Genomic DNA, 24,242 nt, shown 5'->3' on the forward strand with positions numbered 1-24,242 from the left:
TGCTGTAACGCCGCAGTCGTGATCACTGAATGATCGTCATGAGATGACCTTGTCAGAGTCTACTGTGGTCCAATTCTGGAGAGAATCTGGAGCACGGGGTTCGGGCGGGTGAAATGTTGTCAGGCTCCTGCTCCAAGATTCGAGTGCAGTACGCCACATCTCGATGCGGTCGGGCCCGCTCGGTCTGTGTTCCGGGTGTTGTTCGACGCTGGGACTGTCGGGGGCGCTGGCGCTTCGGGCGCCAGTAGAGGGGTTCACGCGATGCCGCACGGGGTCGGGCTCGTAGGGGAGCGGGTGGGTCATGTCGTGCGGCGTGATGACCACGGCGCGGCCAGCACTCGGGAACATCGCAGGGCGGACCTCGTCGCCGTGGGCTCCGGCCACCGCCGACCTGATGGCGCGGCGACCGCTCCGAGCTGGTCGTACTCTTATCCCCGCGGTTCGAGAACGGCTCGCACGTCTCGGGCGACGCTAGTGCCTCGTTCAGGAACGTTGGGGTCGTAACCGCGTCCGCCTGATCCATCCTGGTCTGGCGCAGGAGGCTGTCTGCCGGAGGTGGTGGGGCATGCCGCGACGGCCCGAGGTGTTCGTCCGGGAGTTGACTCCGGACGAGGTGACTCGGGACTTGCGGTGTCCTCGGTGACCTACGACGGCCTCGAGGTCATGGCACGCAGCCGTGACCGGGCGGACGCGTCGCGGGAGTCCGGGGCGTGGGAGGCGGGTGTGGAGATCGTCGAGACCTGTGAGTTCGAGCTGGCTCTCGCGCACCTACGGGTACCCGGGTTGGCGTGACGCTCAGGGCGTGATGCCGGCGGTGAGTGCGGCGGCGATCCGCTCGCCCAGGCGTTCCGGGTCGTCCGGGCCGGACGGGCGGAACCACTTGTAGGTCCAGTTCGCCGCGCCCAGGCACATGTTCACCCACACCTTGGACGGCATGCCCAGCTCGACCGCCGGGTGCGCGGCCAGATGCTCCTCCAGCGTGGCGACGACCAGTTCCTCGAACGCGTGCCGGCGGCGCAGCAGTTGCTCGGCCAGCTCGGCCGGCAGCTCGTGCTCCTCCTCGAAGCAGACCTTGAGCAGTGCTTGGTTCCGGCAGGTATAGGCCACCCGGGAGCTGATCAGCTCGCGGACCCCGGCCAACGGGGTCGGTGCGGCGCCGACCACCTCGCGGGCCATCCGCAGGCTCTCGTCCAGCACGTCGGAGTAGAGCCGCACCAACAGCTCCTCCTTGCTGTGGAAGTAGTGGTAGAGCGTCGGCTTGGACAGCCCGACCGCGGCCGCGATCTCGTTCATCGAGGTGGCCCGAAAACCGCGTCGGCTGAAGATCTCCGCGGCGACGGCGAGCACCCGGGACCGCTGCCGGTCGGCCCGGCTCGGTTCCGGCGACGACGGCGTCCCGGCAGCGGGAGCGGTGCTGGTGCTCGGTCCGCTGTCGCTGCTCTCGGCCACCCCGCACCCTCCTGACAGGACTGCTGACGGGCTCACGGTAGACCGGCGTCCCGGTGACCCCTGCGGTTGACACCCCGGCCCGGGGCTCGCTCTACTGTAGCCGACCGTCCGGTCGGTCGGGCAGCACGACGAGGGGGTCGGATGAGCTGGGAGCTCGACGAAGCACACGCGGACTTCGCCGCGACCTGCCGCGCGTTCGTGGATCGGCAGGCCCGCCCGCTGGTGGACCGTGCCGAGACGACCGGGACGTTCCCCCAGGAGCTGTGGCGTCAGCTCGGAGCGGCCGGGATGCTCGGACTGGTCACGCCGGAGGAGTTCGATGGCAGCGAGGGCGACAGCCTGGCCGTCGCGCTGCTGGCCGAGGAGCTCGCCAGGGCCAGCGGCGGGATCGCGGTCGGGCCGCTGGTCAGCGCGTACATGGCCGGTACGCACCTGGTCCGGCACGGCAGCGAGGCCCAGCAGCAGCGCTGGCTCGCGCCGATCGCCACCGGCGAGGCCGTCGCGGCGATCGCGGTGACCGAGCCGGGCACCGGCTCCGACGTCGCCGCCATCACCACCCGCGCCCGGGCCGGCGACGACGGCTGGCTGCTGGACGGGCGCAAGATGTTCATCACCAACGCAGGGCTGGCCGACGTGCTGGTCGTCGGCGCCCGTACCGGCGAGCCCGGGCGCGGGGGGCTCACGCTGTTCGCGGTGGAGTCCGGCGCGCCCGGCCTGTCGTTCTCGACGCCGCTGCCGAAGATGGGCTGGCACTCGTCGGACACCCGCGAGGTCGTGCTGGACGGCGTGGCGGTCACCCGCGACGACATCGTCGGCGCCGAGGGGCGCGGCTTCTACCAGATCATGGAGGGCTTCCAGCTGGAGCGGATCGCGCTGTCCGGGATGGGGATCGGGCATGCGGCCGAGTGCCTCGACCTGGCGCGCGGCTACGTCGCCGAGCGGGAGGCGTTCGGGTCACCTCTGGCCGCGTTGCAGACGGTCCGGCACACAGTCGCCGAGATGGAGATCGAGCTGGAGGCCGCGCGCCTGGTGACCTACCAGGCCGCGCACCGCCTCGACACCGGTCACCCGGAGGCGGCGCGGTCGGTGGCCCGGGCGAAGTACCTGTCCGCGGTGGCGGCCAACCGGGTCGCCGACGACGCGGTGCAGCTCTTCGGCGGCGCGGGGTTCCTGGACGAGAGCCCGGTGGCCCGGCACTACCGGGACGTGCGCGTGCTGCGGATCGGCGGCGGCACCGACGAGATCCAGCTCGAGATCATGACGCGCGGGATGGTCTCGTGACGGAGGTCGACGGCGCCCCGTCGGTGAACGACGTCGAGCGCGCGGCGGAGCGGGCCCGCGCCGGGGGCGACCCGGCGCGCTGGCCGGGCAAGCTGCCGGTGCGCGACCGGCTCGCGGTGCTGTTCGACCCCGGCACGTTCGTCGAGGACGGCTTGCTGGCCACCGCCGTCGACGCCGGGCTGCCGGCCGACGGCGTGATCACCGGGGTGGGCCGGGTGGAGGGCAGGCCGGTCGCGGTGATCGCGCACGACTTCACCGTCAAGGCCGGCTCCTGGGGCGAGCTGACCTGCGAGAAGCAGATCCGGATCCTCGAGCGTGCGGACCGCGACCTGCTCCCGGTCGTCTACCTGGTGGACTCCGCCGGCGGCCGGCTGACCGACCAGATGGGTTTCTTCCCGGGCCGGCGCGGCGCCTCGGCGATCTTCAACCTGCAGGTGCGGCTGTCCGGGCGAGTGCCGCAGCTGTGCTGCCTGCACGGGCCGAGCGCGGCCGGCGGGGCCTACATGCCGGCGTTCTGCGACTGGGTCGGGATGGTCGACGGCCACGCCTCGATGTACCTGGCCAGCCCGCGGGTCGCGGAGAAGGTCACCGGGGAGAAGACCACCCCGGAGGAGATGGGCGGCGCGATGATGCACGCGACCGTCTCCGGCTGCGGCGACGAGGTGTTCGACGAGGACTGGGAGGCCGTCGCGGCCGCCCGGCTGCTGCTGTCCTACCTGCCCGACGACTTCCGCTCCCCGCCCGCCGCCCGGTCGTCGCGCCCGCCGGAGCGCGACGACTGGGCGGACCTGGTCCCGACCGACCCGAACACCGCCTACGACGTGCGGGAGGTCGTGGACCGGCTGGTCGACGCGGGCACCTTCTTCGAGATCAAGGCCCGCTGGGCGGAGGAGCTGGTCACCGGGCTGGCCCGCCTGGACGGCCGCGTGGTCGGGCTCGTGGCCAACCAGCCTGCCGTGCGCAGCGGTGCGATCTTCGTCGACTCCGCGGACAAGGCGGCGCGGTTCGTGTCGCTGTGCGACGCGTTCAACGTCCCGCTGGTGTTCCTGCAGGACGTGCCCGGCTTCATGGTCGGTGTCGGGGTGGAGCGGCAGGGAATCATCCGGCACGGCGCCAAGATGATCACCGCCATGGCCTCGGCCGAAGTCCCCAAGTTCACCGTGGTGCTGCGCAAGGCCTATGCGGCCGGGTACTACGCGATGTGCGCGCCCGGGTTCGAGCCCCGGGCCGCGCTCGCGCTGCCCACCGCGACGATCGGCCCGATGGGCGCGCAGGCGTCGGTGAACGCCGTGTACGCCAACAAGATCGCCGCGATCGACGACGACGAGGAGCGCGCCGCGTTCGTCGCCGCCCGCACGGCCGAGCAGCAGGCCGACATCAACCTGCTGCGGATGGGCTCCGACCTGGTCGTGGACGCCATCGTCGAGCCGGAGCGGTTGCGGGCCGAGCTCGTCGCCCGCCTCGTCGACGCCGACCGCTGGACCCGCGAGCCCGGCCGCCGCCACCACCCGATCAGCCCCGTGTAGTCAACCTCGGGAGGACAACGATGTCCGACGCAGGAACCGACAGTCTGGCCCAGCTCCTGGACACCCCGACCGTCCCGCTCCCTCCGGAGTGGACGGTCCCGGATCGGGTACGAGAGCTCGCCGAGGCCCGGGCGCTGGGCGGCCCGGACGCCTACTGGGAGTGGGTCGCCGGCAAGCAGCGCTGGTCCACGCCGTGGACGACGGTGCGCACCGGGGAGATCGACGACTTCCGGTTCTTCGAGGGCGGGAAGATCAACGTCGCGGACAACTGCGTGGACCGGTGGGCGGAGGACCCGGCCACGGCCGGGCGCGCCGCAGTCGTCTGGGAGGGCGAGCCGGGCGACACCCGCACGCTGACCTACGCCGAGCTCGCCGACGAGGTGGACCGACTGGCCGCGGGCCTGGCCGGGCTCGGTGTGGCCAAGGGCGAGGTGGTGGCGATCTACATGCCGAACCTGGTCGAGGCGTTCACCGCGATCCACGCCTGCAACCGGATCGGCGCGATCTACACGGTGCTGTTCTCCGGCTTCGGCGAGGAGGCCGTGGCGTCCCGGATCCAGGCGGCACGGGCGAAGGTCGTGGTCGTCGCGGACGCGATCTACCGGCGCGGCAAGCCGGTCGAGCTGCTGTCCACGCTGCGCGCGGCGCGCGGGCGCACGCCCTCGGTCGAGGCGACGGTCGTGGTGGACCGCACCGGCGATGCCGTGCCGCTGGAAACCGGCGAGCACGGCTACGCGGCGATCTGCGAGTCGGGCTCGGCCGGGATCGACGCCGTGCCGCTGGACCCGAACGAGCCGTCGTTCCTGATCTTCACGTCGGGCACCGAGTCGAGACCGAAGGGTGTCGTGCACTCGGTCGGCGGGTTCCTGCTCGGGACCTGGGCGAACGCGCACTGGCAGGCCGGCTACGAGCCCGGGGACGTGTACTGGGTGGCCGCGGACGTCGGGTGGCTGACGTTCCCGATCCAGGCCGTCGTCGGCGGGCTGGCCTGCGGGATGACGATCGCCTGCTTCGAGGGCGCGCTGGACACCCCGACCACGGCGCGGTTCTACGAGGTCTGCGAGCGCCACGCGGTGACGAAGGTCCTCTGTGCACCGACGCTGGTCCGGATGTTGCGCAAGTTCGGCGACGAGCTGGCCGCCGAGCACCCGCTGCCCCGGCTCAAGCTGGTCACCGTGCAGGGCGAGCCGCTGGACGCCGACACGTTCGGCTGGGCGACCTCCACACTGGGCGTGCCGGTGGTGAACGCCTACGGCCAGACCGAGACCGGGTCCACCTGGACCTATCCGGTCTACGGCGCGGAGGACCTGAAGCCGGGCTCGGTAGGCACCCCGGTGCCCGGGCACGCCTACGAGATCCTCGACGACCACGGCAACCCGGTCCCGGCCGGGACCAAGGGGCACCTGGTGCTGACCGCGCCGTTCCCGACACTGGCCCGCACCGTCTGGGACGACCACCAGCGCTACCTGGACACCTACTTCTCCCGGTTCCCGGGCAAGTACGCGACCAACGACGAGGCGGTGCTCGACCACGACGGGCACATCTGGGTGCTCGGCCGGGCCGACGATGTGATCAACGTGGCCGCGCACCGGATCTCCACGATGGAGATCGAGGCCGTCGTGACCGCGCACCCGGGCGTGGTGGAGGCGGCCGTGGTCGGCGTGCCGGACACGACGAAGGGGACGGTGCCGGTCGCGTTCGTGACGCTCGCGCCGGACGCGGACGAGACCGCCGTCCGGGCCGAGGTGGACGCCGAGGTGATGACCGAGATCGGCGGGTATGCCCGGCCGGCCGCGATCCACGTGACCCCGTCGATGCCCAAGACCCGCACTGGCAAGCTGATGCGGCGGCTGCTGCGCGACGTGATCGTGTACGGCGGGGCGACCGGTGATACCAGCGCGATGGACGACCCGGCCGCGCTGGACACGGTCATCGCCGTGGTGAAGGACACCTAGATGGCAGGGCTCTGGTTCGAGCAGCTCGGGGTCGGCACGACGGTCGCGCACGCCACCCGGCGGACGGTGACCGAGACCGACAACGTGCTGTTCACCACGATGACGATGAACCCGGCGCCGCTGCACCTGGACGCCGACTACGCGTCGCGCACCGAGTTCGGCCGGCCGCTGGTGAACTCGATGTTCACGCTGGCACTGGTCGTCGGACTGTCGGTGCCGGAGCTGACGCTGGGCACGATCGTGGCCCAGCTCGGCCTGGACGGCGCCACGTTCCCGGCGCCGGTGTTCGCCGGCGACACGGTCCGGGTGGAGACCGAGGTGGTCGAGGCTCGGGCGTCGAGGAGTCGCCCGGACGCGGGTCTGGTGGTCTTCTCCCACCGGGCGTACAACCAGCGCGACGAGCTGATCTGCACGGTCCGGCGGACCGGCCTGATGCACCGGCGGCCGGCATGAGGACACCGTTCTCGCCACGCAGCCTGCTGTTCGTGCCGGCGACCCGACCGGACATGGTGGCCAAGGTGGAGCGGGTCCGGCCGGACGCGGTCGTCCTCGACCTGGAGGACGCCGTCGCGCCGGGGGAGAAGGACACCGCCCGCGAGACCGCGGCCGAGACCCTGAGCGCGGCCCGCCCCGGCGCCGGCACGGTGCTCGTCCGGGTCAACACACCGGGTACGCGCTGGCACGACGACGACGTGCGGGCCGTCGCGGATCTCGTCGCGGCCGGGCATGCGGACGGCGCCGTGCTGCCGAAGTACGAGGACGCTGGCCAGCTGTCCTCGCTGCGGGCCGCGCTGCCCGACGGTGCACGCGTCGTCGGCGGCCTGGAGAGCGGGCTCGGCGTGGCGGACGCCCGCCAGTTGCTGGCCGCGGGCCCGGACGCCGCCTACTTCGGCGCGGAGGACTACGTCGCCGACGTCGGCGGGCGACGCACCGTCGCCGGCACCGAGGTGCTCTACGCACGCAGCCGGGTGTGCCTGTACGCCGCGCTGGCCGGGGTCGCCTCGCTGGACCAGGTCGTCACCGCCGTGCGGGACGCCGACGGGTTCCGGGCCGACGCGGAGCAGGGCCTGTCGCTGGGCTTCCGCGGCAAGGTCTGCCTGCACCCGGCACAGGTCACGGTCGCGCACGAGGTGTTCACTCCGACCGCCCAGGAGGTCGAGCACGCGCACAGGGTGCTCGCTGCAGGGGAGGCCGGCGTCGGCGTGGTGGACGGCGAGATGGTCGACGCGGTGCACCTGACGCTGGCCCGCTCCGTCCTCACCCGCGCCGGTGAGACCACCTGACCACTCCTGGCCCGCAGCTGCCCGTCACGCGAACACGACCTGCACGAGTACGGCGACAGCGCCCGCCCCGCGACCGTCAGCACCGCGGGGCAGCTCCACTCCCGGTCGACCAGGCCTCGCGCAGGTCCGGAGAACTCCGGTCAACCAATGTCGACCCTGCGGTAGCGGATGTGCGTGGCAAGCGGTGAATGGAGCGGTCGCCGGCCGTCTCGGACGCCTGCGCGTAGGCGGCCTCGAAACCCCCGGTGACGAAGTAGAAGGTCGTCCCACCTTCCATCTCGATCGGTTCGTGGGCGTGATGGGTGAGCACGAACACCGGCGCGTGGTACGGCGGTTCGAGCCCCCACCAGCCGCGCCAGTCCTCGTCCCACTGGCCGCGGATCGGCCCGAACATGTTCCGGCCCATGACGTAGGCCCCGCGGGAGCGCATGAGCCACCCGTTCGCGACCTCGTCGGCCTCGTTTGCTCGTGAGTCTCCGATATGCCAGCCGTGCAGCTCGACGCCACGCTTCCCGAGCGGCGAACTCATCGGCGGTGAGCGGCACTTCCTGCGCGAGCTCGTTCCGGCCGGACCGAAGGCGCAGAAGGGGATCGAGCGGGTGTCTGCCGCGAGACGATCACCCATGCCTTATCGTTAGCATGTGCAACGTTCTCTCGTGGTAACCGTTCGAGGGGCCGGGTGAGTGCCCCCGTCACCGACGTCGTGACCGAGCGCGACCGCAGCGTCCCGGGGTACCTGCGCCGTACCCGGGACCGGCTCGTCGCCTCCGACCCCGGATCGGTGCGGCTCGTCTCCGCCCTCCGGGCGGTCCTGGCCATCGCGTCCGCCCTCGGCGTCGAGTTCCTCGCTGCGAGCGTCACCGGGCAGCCGCCGATGATGCCGATGATGATCGGTGCCGTGCTGGCGATGCTCGCGAGCTTCGGGATCCTGGATCCCACGCGGGGTGGGCAGGCCGTCACCCTGTGCTGCCTGCCGTTGTCGGTGCTGCTCGGGATGGGGGCGGCGCTGCTCGTCGACCGGAGCCGGGCCGCGTCGCTGGCGGCGTTCGTCGTCGTGGTGTTCGTCGCGGTGTGGGTGCGGCGCTTCGGCATGCGGGCGTTCGTCTGCGGTATGGGCGGGTTCATGGGCTATTTCTTCGCCCTGTTCCTGAACCTGCGTCCGGCGATGTTGCCCGGCGTGGCGGAGGCGGTCGTGCTGGCGGTCGTCTGGGTGATGCTGCTGACGCTGGTGCTGCTTCCGACCCGCAACGACCGCGTCCTGCGCCGGATGCTGCGCTCGTTCGAGGCGCGGCTGTCCGGGCTGGCCGGAGCGGTCCTGTCGGTGGCGGAGACGGCCCCGGGCGGCATCGAGCACCGGCGCGCCTCGGCCCGTGTGCAGAGCCTGCTCGTGCGGCTCAACGAAGCGACCCTGGTCATCGACGGCCAGCTCGGCACCCCGGCCGCGGTCGCCGACGACGACACGGCCCGCACCGTCCGTCGCGCCGTCTTCGACGCCGAGCTGGCCGCCACCGCTCTGGCGCGGGTCGCCCCGGACGCGCTGCGTGTCGAGGGGGACGGCGCCGAGGGGAATGCGGCCCGTGCCGTGCTGTCCCCGCTGTGGCGGGGCGACTGGGCCGCGGTGCGGGAGCGGGCCGACGGGGCGTCCGCAGGCGGCGCGGCGCCGGTGCAGCGGCTCGCCGTCGACGCGATGCTGCTCGCCACCGCACGCGGCGAGTGGACGACCGCGCTGGACGCCGCTCCCGGCGGTCCCGAGGCCACCGGCCGGGAACAGCGCGACGGTGACGACGAGTCCGGGTTCGCCCCGGCGGTGCAGCTGTTCGGTGGGAACCTCCCGGGCTCCGCGGGTACCGTCACGCGGCTGCACCGGCCTCCGGCGGCCACCGTCGACCGGCCGGCGTCCCGGCTGTCGCTGACCACCCGCCAGGCGGTCCAGGTCGCCGTCGCGACCGCGGTCGCGATCGCCGTGGGGGACGCGTTGTCCGAGCAGCGCTACTACTGGGCGGTGCTGGCCGCGTTCATCGCCTTCACCGGCACCGCTACCGTTGCCGAGACGGTACGCAAGGCTGCGAACCGGATCGTCGGCACCATGATCGGGCTGGTCGCCGCGATCCTGCTGGTCCCGCTGCTCGGCACGAACCCGGCGGTCGTGCTGCCGGTCATCCTTCTGAGCATCTTCGGTGCGCTGTACCTGTTCCGGGTGTCCTACGCGGTGATGATCTTCTTCATCACGCTGATGCTCGGTGGGCTCTATGCGCTGCTCGGCAGCTTCTCGGTCGACCTCATGGTGCTGCGGCTGGAGGAGACGGTGGCCGGCGGCCTGGTCGGCTGCGTGGTGTCGGTGCTGGTGCTCCCGACCCGCACCCGGTCCGCGGCGGAGGAGGCGCGGCGGGGGCTGCTCGATGCGCTCGCGGAGCTGCTCACCGCGACCGACCGAGCGCTGCGACGTCCGGGCCCCAGCGACGACCTGCACGCCGGCGCCCGTGCGCTCGACGCGGCACTGCACCAGACCCTGCTGCTCGGGCGCCCGCTCACTCGCACCTGGCTCGGCGCGCCCAACCCGGACGTCGTGCGCGAGCTGACCACCTGCACCGCGGTCGCCGAGCACGCCCGCAGGCTCGCCCGCGCCGTCGAGGACGCCCGCGGCACCGTGTCGGGGCCGGGTGCCGCGGCGCTGACCGGGGCCTGCGCGCGTCTGGAGCAGCTCGTGTCCGCGGCCGTGGCCGGACGCCCTGTGCCCTCGGGGAGCTGTGTCGCCGTGGTCGAGATGCTGGTGGCGCCGGCCGCGGCGCACGGGGGGCGGGCCGTCGCCGCCCGGGAGGCCGGGTTGCTGGCCGCCGAGCTTCCGGCGTTGCTCGAGTCCGCAGCTGCGCCTGCGGAGCCCGCCCCCGCGGTGGGCCGGGTCCGCGGGACGGACGGTGGCCTCGTCGAGGCCACCGTCACCGTCGTCGGCCGGACCGGCGGTCAGCTCGCCCGCGCCGTCACCGGCGACGACGGCCGGTTCGTTCTCGAGGCGCCGGCCGGCGCCCACCTGCTCGTCGCCGCACCGATCGGAGCCGGTCCGGCTCCATACGGTGAGCACGTTCACCTCGGTCCGGGCACGGTGCTACCCGACTTCGTGCTCGACGAGCAGCCGACGCGCCGGGAGCCCGCGGTGCCGGTACCGCAGCGGGGGGCGTCGCGGGGCCCGGCCCGTGCCGTCGGGCGGGGGTGTGTCGGGCACGGGTGAGGCGGCAGAGCGGCAGCGGACGGTCGAGCGCAGCCTGCGGAACCTCCATCCCGATGTCGCTCCGGTCCGGTCGGCCGCCGGCACATCGATCGGGTGCAGGACGTCGTCGCCCGCCGTGGCGCCCGTCAGGGTCAGCTGCGCCCTCTGGGCGTGACCGGTGGGGCCTCCGGTCACACGGATGTCGCCGTCGCTGCCGTGGATGTCCCACACCAGCCCGTCGGTGCCGAGCACCCGGCCGTGGGTGTCGGCGCGCAATCGGCCGAAGGTGAAGGTGATGTCGCAGGTCACCGGGAACCCGTAGTACGGCGGCTGCTCGAGCGGGGTCGCCCAGTTCGACTTCGGCGGGGCGACCCGTGCCACGCGACCGTCCTTCACGGCAAGGTCCAGCGGGACGGACGGATGGATCGAGGCGTTGAACCCCTTCACCGTCGCGATCAGCGCGACCGCGTCCACCCCCAGCCCGGCGGCCAGTTCCTCGACCGAGTCTGCCGTGACGACCGACGCGCCCGGCATGTCGTACTCCTCGCGACGCAGGCTCGGTCGGGTGCGGGCGTCGAAGATCTGGAATGCGACGCCGCCGGGCTGGGCGAGGACCGACGAGCCCTATCGGGCGTAGGTGTAGTTGCGGAAGTCGGCGCCTTCGTCGACGAACCGTTCCCCGCGCGCGTTGACGACGATCCCCAGCGGGTAGCCGCAGCGGGTGAGCTGGTTGGTGAGCTCGCGGTTGCTCTCGTTGTCGCCGAACCAGGCGTCCCAGGCGACGCTGTGGCAGGTGCTCCAGTCGCCGAAGGAGTCGGCGCCGGCGGCGATCGCGGCGGTGAGCATGTCCCCGGTGTTCAGCGGGGTGCCCCGGACCTTCGCCCGCTCCCAGTCCGGGCCCAGGTGCTCGCGGCGCAGGTCGGCGTCGGCCTCGAAGCCGCCCGCGGCCAGCACCACCGATTCCGCCGCGACCGTGCCGGCCCCACCACGGTCGTCGGTCCAGGTCGTGCCGGTCACCCGGTCGCCGTCGCGGATCAGGTCCGGGGCCCGGACGCCGTAGCGCACGGTGATTCCGGCCCGCGCCGCGGCTGCGGTGTGGTCGGCGATCATGCCCTTGCCGCCGCCGGTGTTGCCGACGGCCAGCCCGCCCCAGAACACCTGGCGGCCCTCGGCGTCGGGGTAGGCCTGGCGCTCGTACATCAGCCGGTAGCGCAGCCCCTTGCCGTGCAGCCAGCGGATCGTGTCCTGGCTGTGGGCGATGAGCGCCTCGGTCAGCTCGGGGTCGTTGCGCCCGGAGGTCACCTTCGCCATGTCGGCGTGGAACGCCGCCGTGGGATACGGCGGCAGCTCGCTGATCATGTGCCGCTCGTCGGGATCGAGCAGGTCGGCGATCGCCTCAGGCCGTCGTGTGCGATCCGGACGGCTCCGGCGGTGTAGTAGCTGTTGCCGCCGCCGACCACCACGACGTCGAACCGCTCGTCCATCGATCCTCCTTGTCCCAACTGCACACGACTGTATACCGTCGGATGCAGTACCGGGGCGGTGCGCGTCGTCACCGGGGCCGGCAGGGAGGCGTGATGGAGCGACGAAGCTCGTCGAACGGATGGCGCCGGCGACCGGCGCCGGGGGCATGGATGCCCTGGGCGGTGGCCGTGCTGGCCACCGCAGCCGTGCTGGTGACCGCGCCGCCGGACGCGGCCGGAGCGGGCGCACGGAGCGTGTTCGCCGACGGCCAGCCGCGGATCATGGCCCCGGCCGCGCCCGGCGGTGGCTGGGACCAGACGTCGCGGGAGATGCAGGCCGCGCTGCGTGACCTGGTCGGGCGGAGCGAGGTCTACAACGTCGCCGGCGCGGGCGGCACCATCGGGCTGAGCCAGTTCGTACGCTTCGGCGACGACCCGACCCAGCTGATGACCACCGGGCTGATCATGCTCGGGGCGGTGGAGGCCAACGGCTCCGAGTTCTCGCTGGAGGACGCCACCCCGCTGCTGCGCCTGACGACCGACTACCAGGTCGTCGTCGTTCCGGCCGACTCGCCACTGCGCAGCACCGCGGACCTGGAGGCGGAGATGCGCGCCGACCTGCCCGCGGTGTCGATCGCGGGTGGCTCCGCCGGCGGCGTCGAGCAGATCATGGCCGGGTTGATGGCCAAGGCCGCCGGCGGGGACCCCGCGCAGATCAGCTACGTCGCGCACTCCGGCGGCGGGGAGGCGCTGACCACGTTGCTCTCCGGTCGGGCGACGATCGGGATCTTCGGGCTGTCGGAGATCGTCCCCCAGATCGAGGCGGGCACCGTGCGTGCGCTGGCGGTGTCCAGCCCGCAGCGGCTGCCCGCCATCCCGGACGTCCCCACCCTGCGTGCGGGCGGTCTCGACGTCGAGCTGGAGAACTGGCGCGGGGTCGTCGCACCCCGGGCGATCACCGACGACGAGGAACGCGCCCTGGAGGAGATCCTGGTGAAGATGACCCGTACCCCGGCCTGGCAGGACGCGCTGGCGCGGCGCGGGTGGGGTGACGCCACGCTCGCCGGGCCGGAGTTCGAGGAGTTCGTGCGCACCGAGCAGGCCCGGGTCTCGCAGGTCCTGACCGAGCTGGGGGTGAGCTCGTGACCGACGCCCGGTCCGAGGCGACGCACATCGAGGGCGACCCGGTGCACCCGGAGGTCGAGGACCGCCGGGAGCTGCGCGCCTCGGTCGTGTTGGGTCTCATCATGCTCGCCGCCGCGGTGCTCGTACTGGTGGATGCGGCCCGGCTGCCCGCCGCCGACGACGCCGTCGGCCCGGCCACGGTGCCGTTCGTGGTCGGGGTGCTGCTCGGCAGCATCGGCGCCGCCCTCGCCGTGCGCGCCCGGCTGCGGCTGGCCGCAGCCCCCGAGGGTCCGCCGCGGCCGCGGAACGGCGCGGTGCGGGTGACGGTGATGGTGCTGGCGCTGGTCGCGTTCGCGCTGGTCCTGCCGCTGCTGGGTTACGTCGTGTCGTCTGCCGCACTGTTCACGGTGACCGCGCTGTTGCTGGGCGCGCCCGGACCCGTCCGCACGATCGGCTACGGCTGGGCGCTCGCCGCGATCGTCTTCCTGCTCTTCGACCGGCTGATCGGGCTCACCCTCCCGACCGGGCCCTGGGGGTTCTGAGATGGACCAGCTCGGACTCCTGCTCGATGGTTTCGCCGCGGCGCTCACACCGGTGCACCTGCTCTGGGCGCTGGTCGGCGTCACGATCGGGACCGCCGTCGGCGTGCTGCCCGGTATCGGCCCGGCCCTGACGGTGGCCCTGTTGCTCCCGATCACCTTTCGGCTCGATCCGTCCAGCGCGCTGATCCTCTTCGCCGGCATCTACTACGGCGGCATGTACGGCGGCTCGACGACGTCGATCCTGCTCAACACCCCTGGTGAGAGCGCATCGATGATCTCCGCCCTGGAGGGCAACAAGATGGCCCGCGCGGGGCGGGGCGCGGCCGCACTCGCCACCGCGGCGCTGGGCAGCTTCGTGGCCGGGACCATCGGCACGATCGCGCTGACCTTCGTCGCCCCGCTCGTCTCGGATTTCGCGACCGGTTTCGGCCCGCCGGAGTACGTGGCGCTGATGGCGGTCGCCTTCGTGACGGTCAGCGCGCTGCTCGGGTCCAGCCTGCTCAAGGGAGCGGCGAGCCTGCTGATCGGCATCACCGTCGGCCTGGTGGGGATCGACTCGCAGGCCGGGCAGCCGCGGCTGGTGTTCGGTATCGACGCGCTGCTCGACGGCGTCGACGTGGTCATCGTGGTGGTGGCCCTGTTCGCGTTGGGCGAGACGTTCCGCCACCTGCTCACCGGCACCGGGCACTCGACGGTGGAGCCGCTGCGGGAGCGGGTCGTGCTGTCCCGGTCCGACCTGCGGCGCTCCTGGCCGGCGTGGCTGCGTGGCACCGCACTGGGGTTCCCGATCGGCAGCCTGCCCGCCGGTGGGGCCGAGGTGCCGACCTTCCTCAGCTACAGCGTCGAGAAGCGGCTCACCCGCCACCCCGAGGAGTTCGGGAAGGGGGCGATCGAGGGTGTCGCCGGGCCGGAGGCGGCGAACAACGCGGCCGCGGCGGGGGTGCTCGTGCCGCTGCTGACCATCGGGCTGCCGACCTCGGCGACCGCGGCGGTGATCCTGACCGCGTTCCAGTCCTACGGCCTTCAGCCAGCGCCGCAGCTGTTCTCCGAGTCCGGGCCGCTGGTGTGGACGCTGATCGCGAGCCTCTACCTCGGCAACGTGATGCTGCTGGTGCTGAACCTGCCGCTCGTCCGGCTGTGGGCGCGGGTGCTCACGATCCCGGCGTACGGCATCTACGCCGGTGTCGTGGTGTTCGCCGCGCTCGGTGCCTTCGCCGCCGGCGGGACGACGGCCGACCTGCTGGTGCTGTGCGCGGTCGGGTTGCTCGGGCTGCTGATGCGCGAAGCCGGGGTGCCCGTGGCGCCCGCGATCGTCGGTCTGATCCTGGGGCCGCTCGCCGAGCAGCAGCTGCGCCGCGCCCTGACCCTGTCCGAGGGCGACCCGTCGATCCTGCTGTCCGGTCCGATCACCGTCGTGCTGTGGTGCGTCGTCGCGGCTGCGCTGGTGCTACCCGGTGCGCGGGCCGCTCTGCGGCGCAGGTCCCGCCCGGTCTCCCGGGTGGGGTCGGACGTGTGACCCGAGACCCTCCCGGTCCGCACTCGGCTTGGACACGCTGTCATGTCCCGAGGCGCGCCGGGTCCGCCGACAACGCATCGGTCAGGAGCGCGACGAGCGCCTCGTGCTGCACGTCGCCCGACGCCCCGCCCTCGTCCTCGACGCCGTCGAGGGCCTGGGCGGCGAGATCGGCCTTGCCGTCGATCAGCTCCGCGATCCGGGCGTCGATGGTCTGCGCAGCGATGATGCGCCACGCGGTGACGGGCCCGGTCTGACCGATGCGGTGGCTGCGGTCGATGGCCTGGGTCTGTTCCGCGGCGGTCCAGGAGAGTTCCGCGAGCACGATGTTCGAGGCGACCTGGAGGTTGATGCCCACGCCGGCCGCGGTCAGCGAGCAGACCGCGACGGCGACGTCCGGGTCGTCGACGAAAGCGTCGATGTTGCGTTGACGCGCGGCAGGCGTCTGGTCACCGCGGATCGAGGAGAACCGGACCCCCTGTTTGGCGAAGGTCTCCTCGGCGACGTCCATGACGTCGACGTGCTTGGCGAAGAAGACGACCTTTCCCGCGCTGCGCGCGAGCTGCGCGGCGTAGTCGGCGGCGGGGCCGGCCTTCGCGCGGCCGATGCGGCGCATCGTGCCGAACACGTTGTCGCCGGTGCCCGAGGACGTCGCGTCCTTCTGCTCCCACTTCGCGACCTGGCGCACCAGCTCGTGATCGATACCGTCGACGACGGCACCGGCCCGTCGGTGGGCAAGCGCGTCGGAGTAGCGCTCCACCATCCGGCGAGCGAGATCGCGCTCGGCCGCCCGGATCGACCGCCCGGTCGGACCGTCCAGCTCGACGGGCAGGTCGGCGATGCGACGCGCCGGGATGTCGGCGGCCACGTCGACCTTGCGCCGGCGGACGATGCCGCGGTCCACGACGCGCTGGCGGGCGGCGGCGTAGAAGCGTGGGTCTGCCGGGGTCAGGCCGGTCGAGGTTAGGGCGTCCAGCAGGTCGGGGAGAGGCTTCTTCCCGTCGATCCAGCCGAGGAACTGCCAGATCGCCAGGAAGTCCTCGATGTCGTTGATCAGCGGGGTGCCGGTGAGGGCCATCAGCAACGGACGCGCGGTGTAGGCCCGGATGCGCTCGGAGAGTTCCAGGACGTGCCGGGAGCGCTGCGAGGTCTTGTTCTTGATGAAGTGCGCCTCGTCGATGACCATCCCGCGGAAGCCGAAGTCGCCGAGCCACCCGACGTGCCGGTCCAGCACGTCGTAGTTGACCACGACGATGTCGGCGAAGCCGTCGATGGAGTCACCGTCACCGTAGATCACGGTGGCTGGCCGGTGGGGTGTCCACCGTTCGGCCTCGCGTACCCAGTTCGTCTTGACGACGTTGGGCACGACGACGAGCAGCGGGTAGGCGTCCGCGGCCTCCGCGGCGAGCAGCGCCTGAGCCGTCTTGCCCAGCCCGGGCTCGTCGGCGAGCAGGAAGGTCCGGTGCCCCTCCGCGGCCGCGGCGACCACCCGGGCCTGGTGCGGCATGAGCCCCGCGCCATCCGGGCCTCGCCGGGGCGCCGGCTCGGGGAGGGGCATGCAGGTCGAGGCGCCGGTACCGGCGCGCTCGAACGACCGCAGCAGCGGCTCGAGCAGCTCCCAGCCGGTCAGCGGCGTGGGACGGGGCGCGTTCGGCCGGGCGGCCGAGAAGTCCGGGGCGAGGAAGGGATTGGCCATCTGCCGCGAGACGACCGACTGCGGCACCACCCCGGGCTTGGTGCTCTCGGCCGGAGGATCCGCGGGCGGCGCCTCGATCTCCGTCCCGGACGCCGGCTCGAGCCCCGCGTTGTGAAGCATGTCCCGGGTGAGTGACCGGGCCTCGTCGGAGACGACGGCGTCCTCGCTGAGCAGCGCCAGGAGCGCCGCATCGCGGACGGCGGTGGACGCCAGGGTGGTCGCGAGGCCGTCGAGGCGCTTGAGCCGCTCGGCCCGGTGCGCCTCGCTGCCGTCCTCGTCCGCCAGGGCTCGGGCGCGCTCGTTGCGCAGCAGCAGCGTGACCGCCTGGAACTTCGTCCGCGTCGCCGGAGTCACCCGGCCGTTGCGCAGGGCGGCCTGGACCTCCCGGACGGAGCGACCGAGCACGGACATGATGTCGCCGCCCTGGTCACGACCGCGCCTGCGATCCTTCGGTGCGTCACGGCGAGCCCTGGTCTGGGGCCGGCCTCGTCGAGCCAAGAACTCTCTCCTTCTGGATACCGGGCAGGGCGGCTCGCGCCGTCCCACCGGGCACGGTGTTGCGGTTCGGCGGCCGGTGTCGGGGAACGCCGAGGGGGTCACGCCGAGACGTGGCCAGGGCCTGCCGGGGAGGTTGCCGCTGTGAGGCCGGGCGGCCGAACGGTCCGAACGCGACATGCGCCTCTGTCCCATGGTACCCGGTTCGACGAGATGCGCGATCCGCACCGGTCGCGGCGTGTCACTCACGTCGAGCCTCGGGGGCGAGGTAGGTGTGCCCGGTGGGTGTCGTGGTGCGGACGCCATCGGGTGTGCGGTGGACGGTCCATCCGGGTTGTTCGCGGACGTGGTTGTGGAACTCGCAGGTGGCGCGGCCGTTGTCGAGTTGGGTGGGTCCGTCGTCGGCGGCGCGGTCGATGTGGTCGAGGTGTCGTGCCGGCGCATCGCAGTAGGGCTCGGTCGAGCGGGACGGGGCCGTGGCCGGGGATCTCGGCCGGCAGCGGGCTGTGCGGGTCGATCAGCGCCTCGACCGGGACCAGCACCTGCACCTCGACGTCCACGTCGGTCGCGATCGCCGTGCCGGTGACGCGTTCGGCCAGGGTGTCGGCCATGACCTGCCCGCGGGTGCGGGTCAGCGGTGCCGGGTCCACCGAGACCTCGGTGAACGCCTTCTGCAGCGCGGCCAGGCAGGCCACCCCCTGCTCGAGGGGCAGATACGCGGTCAGATACGTCATGGCGTCCGGGGCCTGGAGCAGCGTGACCCGCCGCCCGGCGCGGGCGGCGTCGACCCGGGACCGGAACTTCTGCGGGGCGATCTCGGCGACCAGCATCCGGACCAGGTCCCGCAGCCGCCCGATCCCGAGCCGGGACAGGTCGTGGGCGGCGAGCCGGGCATCGACCGCGCCACGCTGCCGGGTGTCGAGGTCGGCGGTGGCGGTCGCGATCGCGGCGACCTTGTCCCGGCTCAGCTCCCCGGCGACGAACAGGGCACGGACACGGTCGAGCCCGTCGTGCAGATCGCGGGCGGTGCGGACCCGGGTGCGTGCCTCGGTCGGCGAGACCCGGCAGGCGAGCCCGATCTGGGCGGCCACCGCGCGTTCGAGCTTGTCCAGGTCGAGCACACCGGCCGCGATCCGCGCACCGACGTGGGCGGGCGAACGCGCGGATGCGGCTGGCCTGCAACGCCGCCAGAGAGTTCTGCAGGGACTCGGCCGGACCTGATCGATCAGCTCGGACTCGGACAGCGACCCGGCGCCGTCGGCGGCCGCCTGCTCGACCGCCACCTGCATGAGCGCGAGGTCGACCTGCGGGAACCCGGGTTCACCGGCACTCGGGCCGGTGTAGTTGATCAAAGGTGAGCTGCGGACGACGGCGAGCTCGCCCCCCGGGGGGCGGCGCGGAGCTCGTCGACGAAGGCCATCGAGCTGCGGGACCGGCCGCCGTACAGCGTCGTCCAGGGCGGGCCCTGCGCTGCGGCGCGGCGGACCATCGGCAGGATCGGCGTGATCCCGATCCCCGCCGGCGACGAAGACGTAACGATCGGCGTCGACGAGCGGGAAGTGATTGCGGGGTCCGGGGCCCTGCTCGACGGGGCGGTCGCGCTGGCCCGGACCGGGGTGGATCGGGCACGGGCCGGGGGAGTCAGCCGGGCCGGCGGGGGTGCACGGCCATCAGCCCCAGCGTGAGCAGCAGCCGGTCCCGCGGATCACCGACCGACCGGCCGGTGGCCGACTCGATCCGGCGCAACCGGTAGATCACGGTGTTGCGGTGGCAGTACAGCGTTCGTGCCGCGTGGGTCGGTGAGCCGCCGCAGGCCAGCAGGGCGTCCAGCGTGGCGAGCAGCGTGTCCCGGTCGGGGTCGGGCAGGTCGAGCAGGCCGCCGAGCGAGGTCCGGGTCAGCCGGTCGACGAGCTCGGGGCTGTCGGCGAGCAGTGCCTCCGGCAGCCGCTCGTCGAGCGTCGCCAGGCCGCTGCCGCTGACCGTGCGCACCGCGGTCCGGGCCATCCGGTAGCCCGCGGTGATCCCGGCCGGGCCGTCGACGGGAGGTGACATCCCGACCCGGCCGGTCACGCACGGCCGCAACATCTCGACGAGCTCTCCGTGGACCCGTGCCCCGAGCGCGACGAGCCCCACCAGCTCGCGCTCGCGCAGCACCCAGGACGACACGACCGAGTGTCCGGCCAGTGTCCGCTGCGGCTCCTGCAACGGGTCGGCGCCGCCGCCGTCCAGGCACCCCACGACCACGACCAACGGCCCGGAGTCGGGCAGGCCGAGCACCCCCGCCGCGTCCCGGGCGAAGACCGGGTCCCGCCCGCGCCCGGCCAGCAGCGCGTCCAGGACGGCGTGCCGGCGACTCAGGTCCTGGCTACGCACCCGCTGCTCCTCCTGCCGGTAGGCGTCGACCAGCGCCGACGAGCTCCCGTCGTTGGTGCGCCACACATAGCTCGCGGCGTCGAGCAGGGCGAGGTCGTAGGCGCCGTCGAAGCGCCGGCGGGAGGTCTGCAGCAGGGACTCCCACAGCAGCCGCCCGCCCAGCCGGTAGGCGCGCAGCACCGCCTCCAGCGGGACCCCCTGGCGGGCCCGCCGACGGCCGGTCGCCCGGGTGGAGTCGGTCGGGTCGACGCCCTCGGGCACCCGGTCCGCCAGCACCTCGATGCCGCGCTGCAGGTTCGCCCGGCAGGCGTCACGCAGCTCGTCGAGCAGGTCGAGCTCCACGTAGCACGGTTCGCACCGCAGGATTTTCAGCGTGAGCCGGTCGGTCAGGCTGTCCACGTCGTCCAGCAGCACGCTGCCCAACTCGCGCAGGGCCGCCTCGACCGGCGCGGCGAGCGGCCGGGCCCGGGGTTGCTCTCCCTCGTCGGACAGCACCGGCTCACTGTGCACCGCGCGCACCGAGGCGTCCATCGATTCGGGCGCTCCGCCCAGCTTCCGGGCGTCGATGTTGGGCAGCGCGCCCATAGCGGTTACTGGTCGCGACGCCCAACCTGTAACCGAACCGAGTGAGCCCGATCACGCGTCCCGGCGAAGGAGGGGCATGGCCGCCACCGACCCGGAAGCCCGGCCCTTGTTCGGGGTCGACGAGGTCGGGGTGCGCTTCGGGGGCCTGGTCGCGCTGGACGAGGTCTCGCTGTCCGTCGCGCCGGGCGAGGTGCACGGCGTGATCGGGCCGAACGGGGCGGGCAAGACCACGCTGTTCAACGTCTGCTGCGGGTTCGTCCGGCCGAGCTCCGGGTCGATGTCCTGGCACGGCCAGGTGGTCCGTGGCCTGCGGCCGCACGGGCTGGCGGGGATGGGGATCGCCCGCACGCTGCAGGGGGTGGGGCTGTTCCGCGGGCTCACCGTGCTGGAGAACGTGATGGTCGGCGCGGACCGGCACCACCGCGCGGGGTTCTTCTCGGCGCTGCTGGCGTTGCGCCGCTCGGACTCCGACGAGCGGGCGCTGCGTGAACGGTCGCGCGCCGTGCTGGCCGAGCTGGACGCCGAGTCCTTCGCCGACCGGTTCCCCGGAAGCCTGCCCTACCCGGTGCAGAAGCGGGTGGCGCTGGCCCGGGCGCTGGTCGCGGATCCCGAGATGCTCCTGCTGGACGAGCCGGCCAGCGGGCTGGGCGCCGACGACATGGCCGAGCTCGGGACGAGGATCCGCTCGCTGCGCGACCGGATGGCCGTCGTCCTGGTGGAACACCACATGGACCTGGTGATGAGCGTCTGCGACCGGATCACGGTGCTGGACTTCGGGAAGGTGGTCGCGGCGGGCACCCCCGACCAGGTCCGGGACGACCCCGCCGTGATCGACGCCTACCTGGGTGAGGAGGCGCAGTGACGGCCGCAGCCGCGCCCGCCGCCCTCGAGGTCCGGGGCCTGAGCGCGGCCTACGGCCCGGTGACGGCGCTGGCGGGGGTCGACGTCACCGCCGAACGGGGCCGGATCACCGCCGTGCTGGGCGCGAACGGCGCCGGCAAGTCCACGCTGCTGCGCACGATCTCCGGGCTGGTCCCGGCCGGAGCGGGCGAGGTGCTCGTCGGCGGGGTGGACCACACCCGCTCCCCGGCCGAGGGGATCGCGCGGGCCGGCGTGGCGCACGTCCCGGAGGGGCGGGGCGTGATCACCGAGCTGACGGTGGAGGAGAACCTGCGCCTGGGTGCGTTGCTGGGCTCCGCGCGCAAGCGTGCCGACCGGTCGCTCGACGACGTCTACACGATGTTCCCGCCGCTGGCGGAGCGTCGCCGCCGCAACTGCGACACCCTCTCCGGCGGGGAACGCCAGATGCTGGTGATCGGGCGGGCGTTGCTCTGCGGGCCCGACGTGCTGCTGCTCGACGAGCCGTCGCTCGGGCTGGCCCCGCGGGTCGCCGCGCAGATCTTCGGGCTGCTGCGCGAGCTGGTGGACGCCGCGGACATCAGCGTGCTGCTGGTCGAGCAGAACGCACGCAGCGCCCTGTCGATCGCCGACGTCGGGGTGGTGCTCAACCTCGGCCGCGTCGTCGCCCGCGACGCCGCCGCCACCTTGGCCGCCGACGACGGGCTCCGGCACGCCTACCTGGGCTTCTAGGGGAGACGATGCAGCAGTTCCTGAACGTGACGCTGACCGGACTGAGCCAGGGAGCGATCTACGCGGCGTTCGCGCTGGCCCTGGTGCTGATCTGGCGCTCCACCCGGATCGTGAACTTCGCCCAGGGCTCGATGGGCATGTTCACCACCTACCTGGCACTGATCGTGATCGAGCGGACCGGCTCCTACTGGCTGGGGCTGGTGGTCGCGCTCGTCGCCGGCCTGCTGCTCGGGGCGGGGATCGAGCGGCTGATCATCCGTCGGGTCGAGGGCGGGCCGGAGCTCAGCGCCATCATCGTCACGCTGGGGTTGTTCGTGGCGATCCAGGCGCTGGCCTCGATCCTGTTCGGCGCCACGTTCCGCTCCTTCCCGGCCCCGTTCGACCTGCGCGGGATCGTGGTCGGCGGGGTGAACATCGCCTTCACCCCGTTCTCCATGTTCGTGATCGGCTCGGTGGTCGTGGTGATGGCCGCGCTGGTGGCGTTGTTCCGGTTCACCGACATCGGCCTGCAGATGCGCGCCGCGGCGTTCGACCAGGAGGTCGCCCGGCTGCTCGGCGTCCGCGTCGGGCGGTTGCTGACCCTGGGCTGGGCGCTGGCCGCGGTGGTCGGTGCGCTGGCCGGGCTGCTCATCGCGGGCGGCAGCCTGGTCTACCCGGCCTACATGGACCCGATCATCGTCTACGGGTTCGTGGCGGCGGTGCTGGGTGGGCTCGACTCGCCGGGCGGGGCCGTCGTCGGCGGCCTCACGATCGGGCTGGCCCTGAGCTACGTCAGCGGCTACCTGGGCAGCGAGCTGGTCGCGCTCACCGCGCTGGCGATCCTGGTCGCGGTGCTGCTGGCCCGCCCGCAGGGCCTGTTCGCCCGGACCGCGGCGCGGCGGGTCTGATGGCCACGCCCGTGCGGGACAGCGGCTCCGGCGAGGCCGACCAGGCGACGGCCCCGGCCCTCGCCCGAACCCTGGACACCGTGCGGCGGCGGCTGCCGCGCTCGACGTTCGGCCGGCACGCGCTGCTGGTGCTGGTCGGGATCGTGGCCGTGGTGCTGGTCCTGGAGACCACGAGCCCGTTCCGCAACTCCCAGTTCGCGACGCTGTCCTACTACGCGATCGCCGCGGCCGGGCTGACCGTGCTGACCGGGCTGAACGGGCAGATCTCGCTGGGCCACGGCGCGCTGATGGCGGTCGGGGCCTACACCACCGGCCTGCTGCTCGGCTCGGGCAGCCCACCGCCGCTGGTCGTGGTGATGCTGGCCGCCGCGGCGGTGGCCGCCGTGGTCGGGGTCGTGGTCGGCGCCGCGGCCTCCCGGTTGCACGGCCCCTACCTGGCCGGGGCGACGCTGGCGTTCGCGATCGCGGTGCCCGGGCTGGCCATCTACTTCGACGGCGTGCTCGGCGGCGAGCAGGGCATGCAGATCGACTCTCCGCGGGCGCCGGCCTGGTTCGCCGACGCGATCTACTTCCTGTCCGCCAACGAGATGAGCAGCGGCAAGTACCTGGCCTACATCGGCTGGGCCACCGTGCTGGTGGTCCTGCTGCTGCTGGCCAACCTGGCCGCGAGCCGGATCGGACGCCTCTGGCGGGCGGTGCGCGACGACGAGGTCGCCGCCGAGCTGGCCGGTATCCGGCCGGGGCCGGTGCGGGTGCTGGCGTTCACCGTCAGCGCGGCGTGCGCCGGCCTGGCCGGGGCGGTGCTCGGCATCGTCGTGCGGCTGGCGGCGCCCAGCGGGTTCACCATCGTGCTCTCGCTCGGGCTGCTCACCGCCGTAGTGGTGGGCGGGTTGGGCAGCCTGACCGGTGCGTTGCTCGGCGCCGCGCTGCTGGTGTTCCTGCCCCCGGCGGTGACCAACCTGGGCCAGGCCGCGGGCCTGAGCGGCGTGGCGGCCGCCGAGCTCGCCCCGTTCGTCTACGGCGTGGTGCTCGTGCTGGTGGTGCTGCTCGCGCCCACCGGCGTGGTGGGGACGGTCGGCAGGCTCTGGCGGTCGGCCCGGAACCCGAACCCGAACTCGACGAGGAGGCCGCGATGAGCACGATCGGACTGAGGCGCGTTCTGTGGGTTCAGCTCGTGGATAGTGCGATCAGGGCGAGGCTATGAGCAGCGATGGTCGCGGCGGTCCGGGTGAGCAGGCCGTGGAAGGTGTGAGCGCCATGGCGGGCCAGTTCCA

Annotated in this window: 21 protein-coding genes and 1 pseudogene; 14 read left to right on the plus strand and 8 right to left on the minus strand. The window is 73.0% G+C overall.

The genetic code is table 11. The annotated features are described in order from the left end of the window. The first annotated feature begins 639 nt into the window (after nt 1–639). Nucleotides 640–792, plus strand: coding sequence for a hypothetical protein (locus ACLFMI_RS24655; protein WP_410950336.1), 153 nt, complete (start codon nt 640–642; stop codon nt 790–792). Nucleotides 793–795: 3 nt separating this feature from the next. Here the strand turns inward: ACLFMI_RS24655 and ACLFMI_RS24660 are convergent, their stop codons facing one another. Beyond that, nucleotides 796–1,449 (minus strand): TetR/AcrR family transcriptional regulator, encoded by a 654-nt coding sequence (locus ACLFMI_RS24660; protein WP_410950337.1) that lies wholly within the window; start codon nt 1,447–1,449, stop codon nt 796–798. Nucleotides 1,450–1,590: 141 nt separating this feature from the next. On the opposite strand from ACLFMI_RS24660, the gene ACLFMI_RS24665 reads away from it, so the two are divergent. From ACLFMI_RS24665 to ACLFMI_RS24685, 5 genes are read left to right on the plus strand one after another with little or no spacing between them, the layout of a single operon-like run. After that, entirely contained in the window at nt 1,591–2,730 is a 1,140-nt protein-coding gene (locus ACLFMI_RS24665) for an acyl-CoA dehydrogenase family protein (protein ID WP_410950338.1), read from the plus strand. Beyond that, nucleotides 2,727–4,256, plus strand: coding sequence for an acyl-CoA carboxylase subunit beta (locus ACLFMI_RS24670; protein ID WP_410950339.1), 1,530 nt, complete (start codon nt 2,727–2,729; stop codon nt 4,254–4,256). The genes ACLFMI_RS24665 and ACLFMI_RS24670 overlap by 4 nt, the downstream gene beginning before the upstream one ends. A 20-nt stretch (nt 4,257–4,276) precedes the next feature. Continuing rightward, on the plus strand, nt 4,277–6,211 hold the full coding sequence (locus ACLFMI_RS24675) for an AMP-binding protein (RefSeq protein WP_410950340.1): 1,935 nt from the start codon (nt 4,277–4,279) through the stop codon (nt 6,209–6,211). Next, entirely contained in the window at nt 6,212–6,664 is a 453-nt protein-coding gene (locus ACLFMI_RS24680; RefSeq protein WP_410950341.1) for a MaoC family dehydratase, read from the plus strand. Next, nucleotides 6,661–7,494 (plus strand): HpcH/HpaI aldolase/citrate lyase family protein, encoded by an 834-nt coding sequence (locus ACLFMI_RS24685; RefSeq protein WP_410950342.1) that lies wholly within the window; start codon nt 6,661–6,663, stop codon nt 7,492–7,494. The genes ACLFMI_RS24680 and ACLFMI_RS24685 overlap by 4 nt, the downstream gene beginning before the upstream one ends. A gap of 76 nt (nt 7,495–7,570) precedes the next feature. Here the strand turns inward: ACLFMI_RS24685 and ACLFMI_RS24690 are convergent, their stop codons facing one another. Then, on the minus strand, nt 7,571–8,023 hold the full coding sequence (locus tag ACLFMI_RS24690) for a riboflavin biosynthesis protein RibD (RefSeq protein ID WP_410950343.1): 453 nt from the start codon (nt 8,021–8,023) through the stop codon (nt 7,571–7,573). Nucleotides 8,024–8,173: 150 nt separating this feature from the next. Here ACLFMI_RS24690 and ACLFMI_RS24695 point away from each other — a divergent pair, with 150 nt between their 5' ends. Next, nucleotides 8,174–10,720: an FUSC family protein gene (locus ACLFMI_RS24695; RefSeq protein ID WP_410950344.1), complete on the plus strand. Its 2,547-nt coding sequence runs from the start codon at nt 8,174–8,176 to the stop codon at nt 10,718–10,720. Nucleotides 10,721–11,323: 603 nt separating this feature from the next. Here the strand turns inward: ACLFMI_RS24695 and ACLFMI_RS24700 are convergent. After that, complete coding sequence (locus tag ACLFMI_RS24700) at nt 11,324–12,058, minus strand: FAD-binding protein (RefSeq protein WP_410950345.1); 735 nt, start codon at nt 12,056–12,058, stop codon at nt 11,324–11,326. Next, entirely contained in the window at nt 12,055–12,183 is a 129-nt protein-coding gene (locus ACLFMI_RS24705) for a hypothetical protein (RefSeq protein ID WP_410950346.1), read from the minus strand. The genes ACLFMI_RS24700 and ACLFMI_RS24705 overlap by 4 nt, the downstream gene beginning before the upstream one ends. A gap of 93 nt (nt 12,184–12,276) precedes the next feature. On the opposite strand from ACLFMI_RS24705, the gene ACLFMI_RS24710 reads away from it, so the two are divergent. From ACLFMI_RS24710 to ACLFMI_RS24720, 3 genes are read left to right on the plus strand one after another with little or no spacing between them, the layout of a single operon-like run. Continuing rightward, on the plus strand, nt 12,277–13,308 hold the full coding sequence (locus ACLFMI_RS24710; protein ID WP_410950347.1) for a tripartite tricarboxylate transporter substrate binding protein: 1,032 nt from the start codon (nt 12,277–12,279) through the stop codon (nt 13,306–13,308). Further along, nucleotides 13,305–13,829 (plus strand): tripartite tricarboxylate transporter TctB family protein, encoded by a 525-nt coding sequence (locus ACLFMI_RS24715; RefSeq protein WP_410950348.1) that lies wholly within the window; start codon nt 13,305–13,307, stop codon nt 13,827–13,829. The genes ACLFMI_RS24710 and ACLFMI_RS24715 overlap by 4 nt, the downstream gene beginning before the upstream one ends. A 1-nt stretch (nt 13,830) precedes the next feature. Continuing rightward, nucleotides 13,831–15,345: a tripartite tricarboxylate transporter permease gene (locus ACLFMI_RS24720; protein ID WP_410950349.1), complete on the plus strand. Its 1,515-nt coding sequence runs from the start codon at nt 13,831–13,833 to the stop codon at nt 15,343–15,345. Between the two features lie 40 nt (nt 15,346–15,385). Here ACLFMI_RS24720 and ACLFMI_RS24725 read toward each other — a convergent pair whose 3' ends face one another. From ACLFMI_RS24725 to ACLFMI_RS24740, 4 genes and pseudogenes are all read right to left on the minus strand, one after another. Beyond that, entirely contained in the window at nt 15,386–17,449 is a 2,064-nt protein-coding gene (locus ACLFMI_RS24725; RefSeq protein ID WP_410950350.1) for a DEAD/DEAH box helicase, read from the minus strand. 329 nt (nt 17,450–17,778) lie between these two features. Continuing rightward, the gene (locus tag ACLFMI_RS24730; protein WP_410950351.1) at nt 17,779–18,885 is read right to left on the minus strand and encodes a DUF222 domain-containing protein; all 1,107 of its coding nucleotides are present in this window, start codon (nt 18,883–18,885) and stop codon (nt 17,779–17,781) included. A gap of 41 nt (nt 18,886–18,926) precedes the next feature. Further along, nucleotides 18,927–19,107, minus strand: a pseudogene (locus tag ACLFMI_RS24735) (oxidoreductase); the annotation flags it as partial. A gap of 67 nt (nt 19,108–19,174) precedes the next feature. Then, nucleotides 19,175–20,491 carry a PucR family transcriptional regulator gene (locus tag ACLFMI_RS24740; protein WP_410950352.1) on the minus strand — a complete coding sequence of 439 codons (1,317 nt, stop codon included), beginning with the start codon at nt 20,489–20,491 and terminating at the stop codon, nt 19,175–19,177. Between the two features lie 76 nt (nt 20,492–20,567). Between ACLFMI_RS24740 and ACLFMI_RS24745 the strand changes: the two genes are divergently transcribed. The 4 genes from ACLFMI_RS24745 to ACLFMI_RS24760 are packed head-to-tail and all read left to right on the plus strand — an operon-like array spanning nt 20,568 to nt 24,104. Beyond that, nucleotides 20,568–21,353 carry an ABC transporter ATP-binding protein gene (locus ACLFMI_RS24745; protein WP_410950353.1) on the plus strand — a complete coding sequence of 262 codons (786 nt, stop codon included), beginning with the start codon at nt 20,568–20,570 and terminating at the stop codon, nt 21,351–21,353. After that, nucleotides 21,350–22,081, plus strand: a complete 732-nt coding sequence (locus tag ACLFMI_RS24750) for an ABC transporter ATP-binding protein (protein WP_410950354.1) — start codon at nt 21,350–21,352, stop codon at nt 22,079–22,081. Before ACLFMI_RS24745 ends, ACLFMI_RS24750 begins: the two co-directional genes overlap by 4 nt. Nucleotides 22,082–22,089: 8 nt before the next feature. Beyond that, the gene (locus tag ACLFMI_RS24755) at nt 22,090–22,968 is read left to right on the plus strand and encodes a branched-chain amino acid ABC transporter permease (RefSeq protein WP_410950355.1); all 879 of its coding nucleotides are present in this window, start codon (nt 22,090–22,092) and stop codon (nt 22,966–22,968) included. Continuing rightward, nucleotides 22,968–24,104, plus strand: coding sequence for a branched-chain amino acid ABC transporter permease (locus tag ACLFMI_RS24760; RefSeq protein ID WP_410950356.1), 1,137 nt, complete (start codon nt 22,968–22,970; stop codon nt 24,102–24,104). The genes ACLFMI_RS24755 and ACLFMI_RS24760 overlap by 1 nt, the downstream gene beginning before the upstream one ends. Nucleotides 24,105–24,242: the final 138 nt, after the last annotated feature.

Origin of the sequence: Pseudonocardia nantongensis (genome assembly GCF_046546495.1) — a bacterium.
Taxonomy (GTDB): Bacteria; Actinomycetota; Actinomycetes; order Mycobacteriales; family Pseudonocardiaceae; genus Pseudonocardia; species Pseudonocardia nantongensis.

Bases quoted from the DNA above. Each gene is read 5' to 3' on its own strand.
- ACLFMI_RS24665 (WP_410950338.1), top strand. From the start codon at position 1,591: ATGAGCTGGGAGCTCGACGAAGCACACGCGGACTTCGCCGCGACCTGC.
- ACLFMI_RS24675 (WP_410950340.1), top strand. From the start codon at position 4,277: ATGTCCGACGCAGGAACCGACAGTCTGGCCCAGCTCCTGGACACCCCG.
- ACLFMI_RS24680 (WP_410950341.1), top strand. From the start codon at position 6,212: ATGGCAGGGCTCTGGTTCGAGCAGCTCGGGGTCGGCACGACGGTCGCG.
- ACLFMI_RS24685 (WP_410950342.1), top strand. From the start codon at position 6,661: ATGAGGACACCGTTCTCGCCACGCAGCCTGCTGTTCGTGCCGGCGACC.
- ACLFMI_RS24690 (WP_410950343.1), bottom strand. From the start codon at position 8,023: ATGAGTTCGCCGCTCGGGAAGCGTGGCGTCGAGCTGCACGGCTGGCAT.
- ACLFMI_RS24700 (WP_410950345.1), bottom strand. From the start codon at position 12,058: ATGATCAGCGAGCTGCCGCCGTATCCCACGGCGGCGTTCCACGCCGAC.
- ACLFMI_RS24705 (WP_410950346.1), bottom strand. From the start codon at position 12,183: ATGGACGAGCGGTTCGACGTCGTGGTGGTCGGCGGCGGCAACAGCTAC.
- ACLFMI_RS24710 (WP_410950347.1), top strand. From the start codon at position 12,277: ATGGAGCGACGAAGCTCGTCGAACGGATGGCGCCGGCGACCGGCGCCG.
- ACLFMI_RS24720 (WP_410950349.1), top strand. From the start codon at position 13,831: ATGGACCAGCTCGGACTCCTGCTCGATGGTTTCGCCGCGGCGCTCACA.
- ACLFMI_RS24725 (WP_410950350.1), bottom strand. From the start codon at position 17,449: ATGTCCGTGCTCGGTCGCTCCGTCCGGGAGGTCCAGGCCGCCCTGCGC.
- ACLFMI_RS24740 (WP_410950352.1), bottom strand. From the start codon at position 20,491: ATGGGCGCGCTGCCCAACATCGACGCCCGGAAGCTGGGCGGAGCGCCC.
- ACLFMI_RS24745 (WP_410950353.1), top strand. From the start codon at position 20,568: ATGGCCGCCACCGACCCGGAAGCCCGGCCCTTGTTCGGGGTCGACGAG.
- ACLFMI_RS24755 (WP_410950355.1), top strand. From the start codon at position 22,090: ATGCAGCAGTTCCTGAACGTGACGCTGACCGGACTGAGCCAGGGAGCG.
- ACLFMI_RS24760 (WP_410950356.1), top strand. From the start codon at position 22,968: ATGGCCACGCCCGTGCGGGACAGCGGCTCCGGCGAGGCCGACCAGGCG.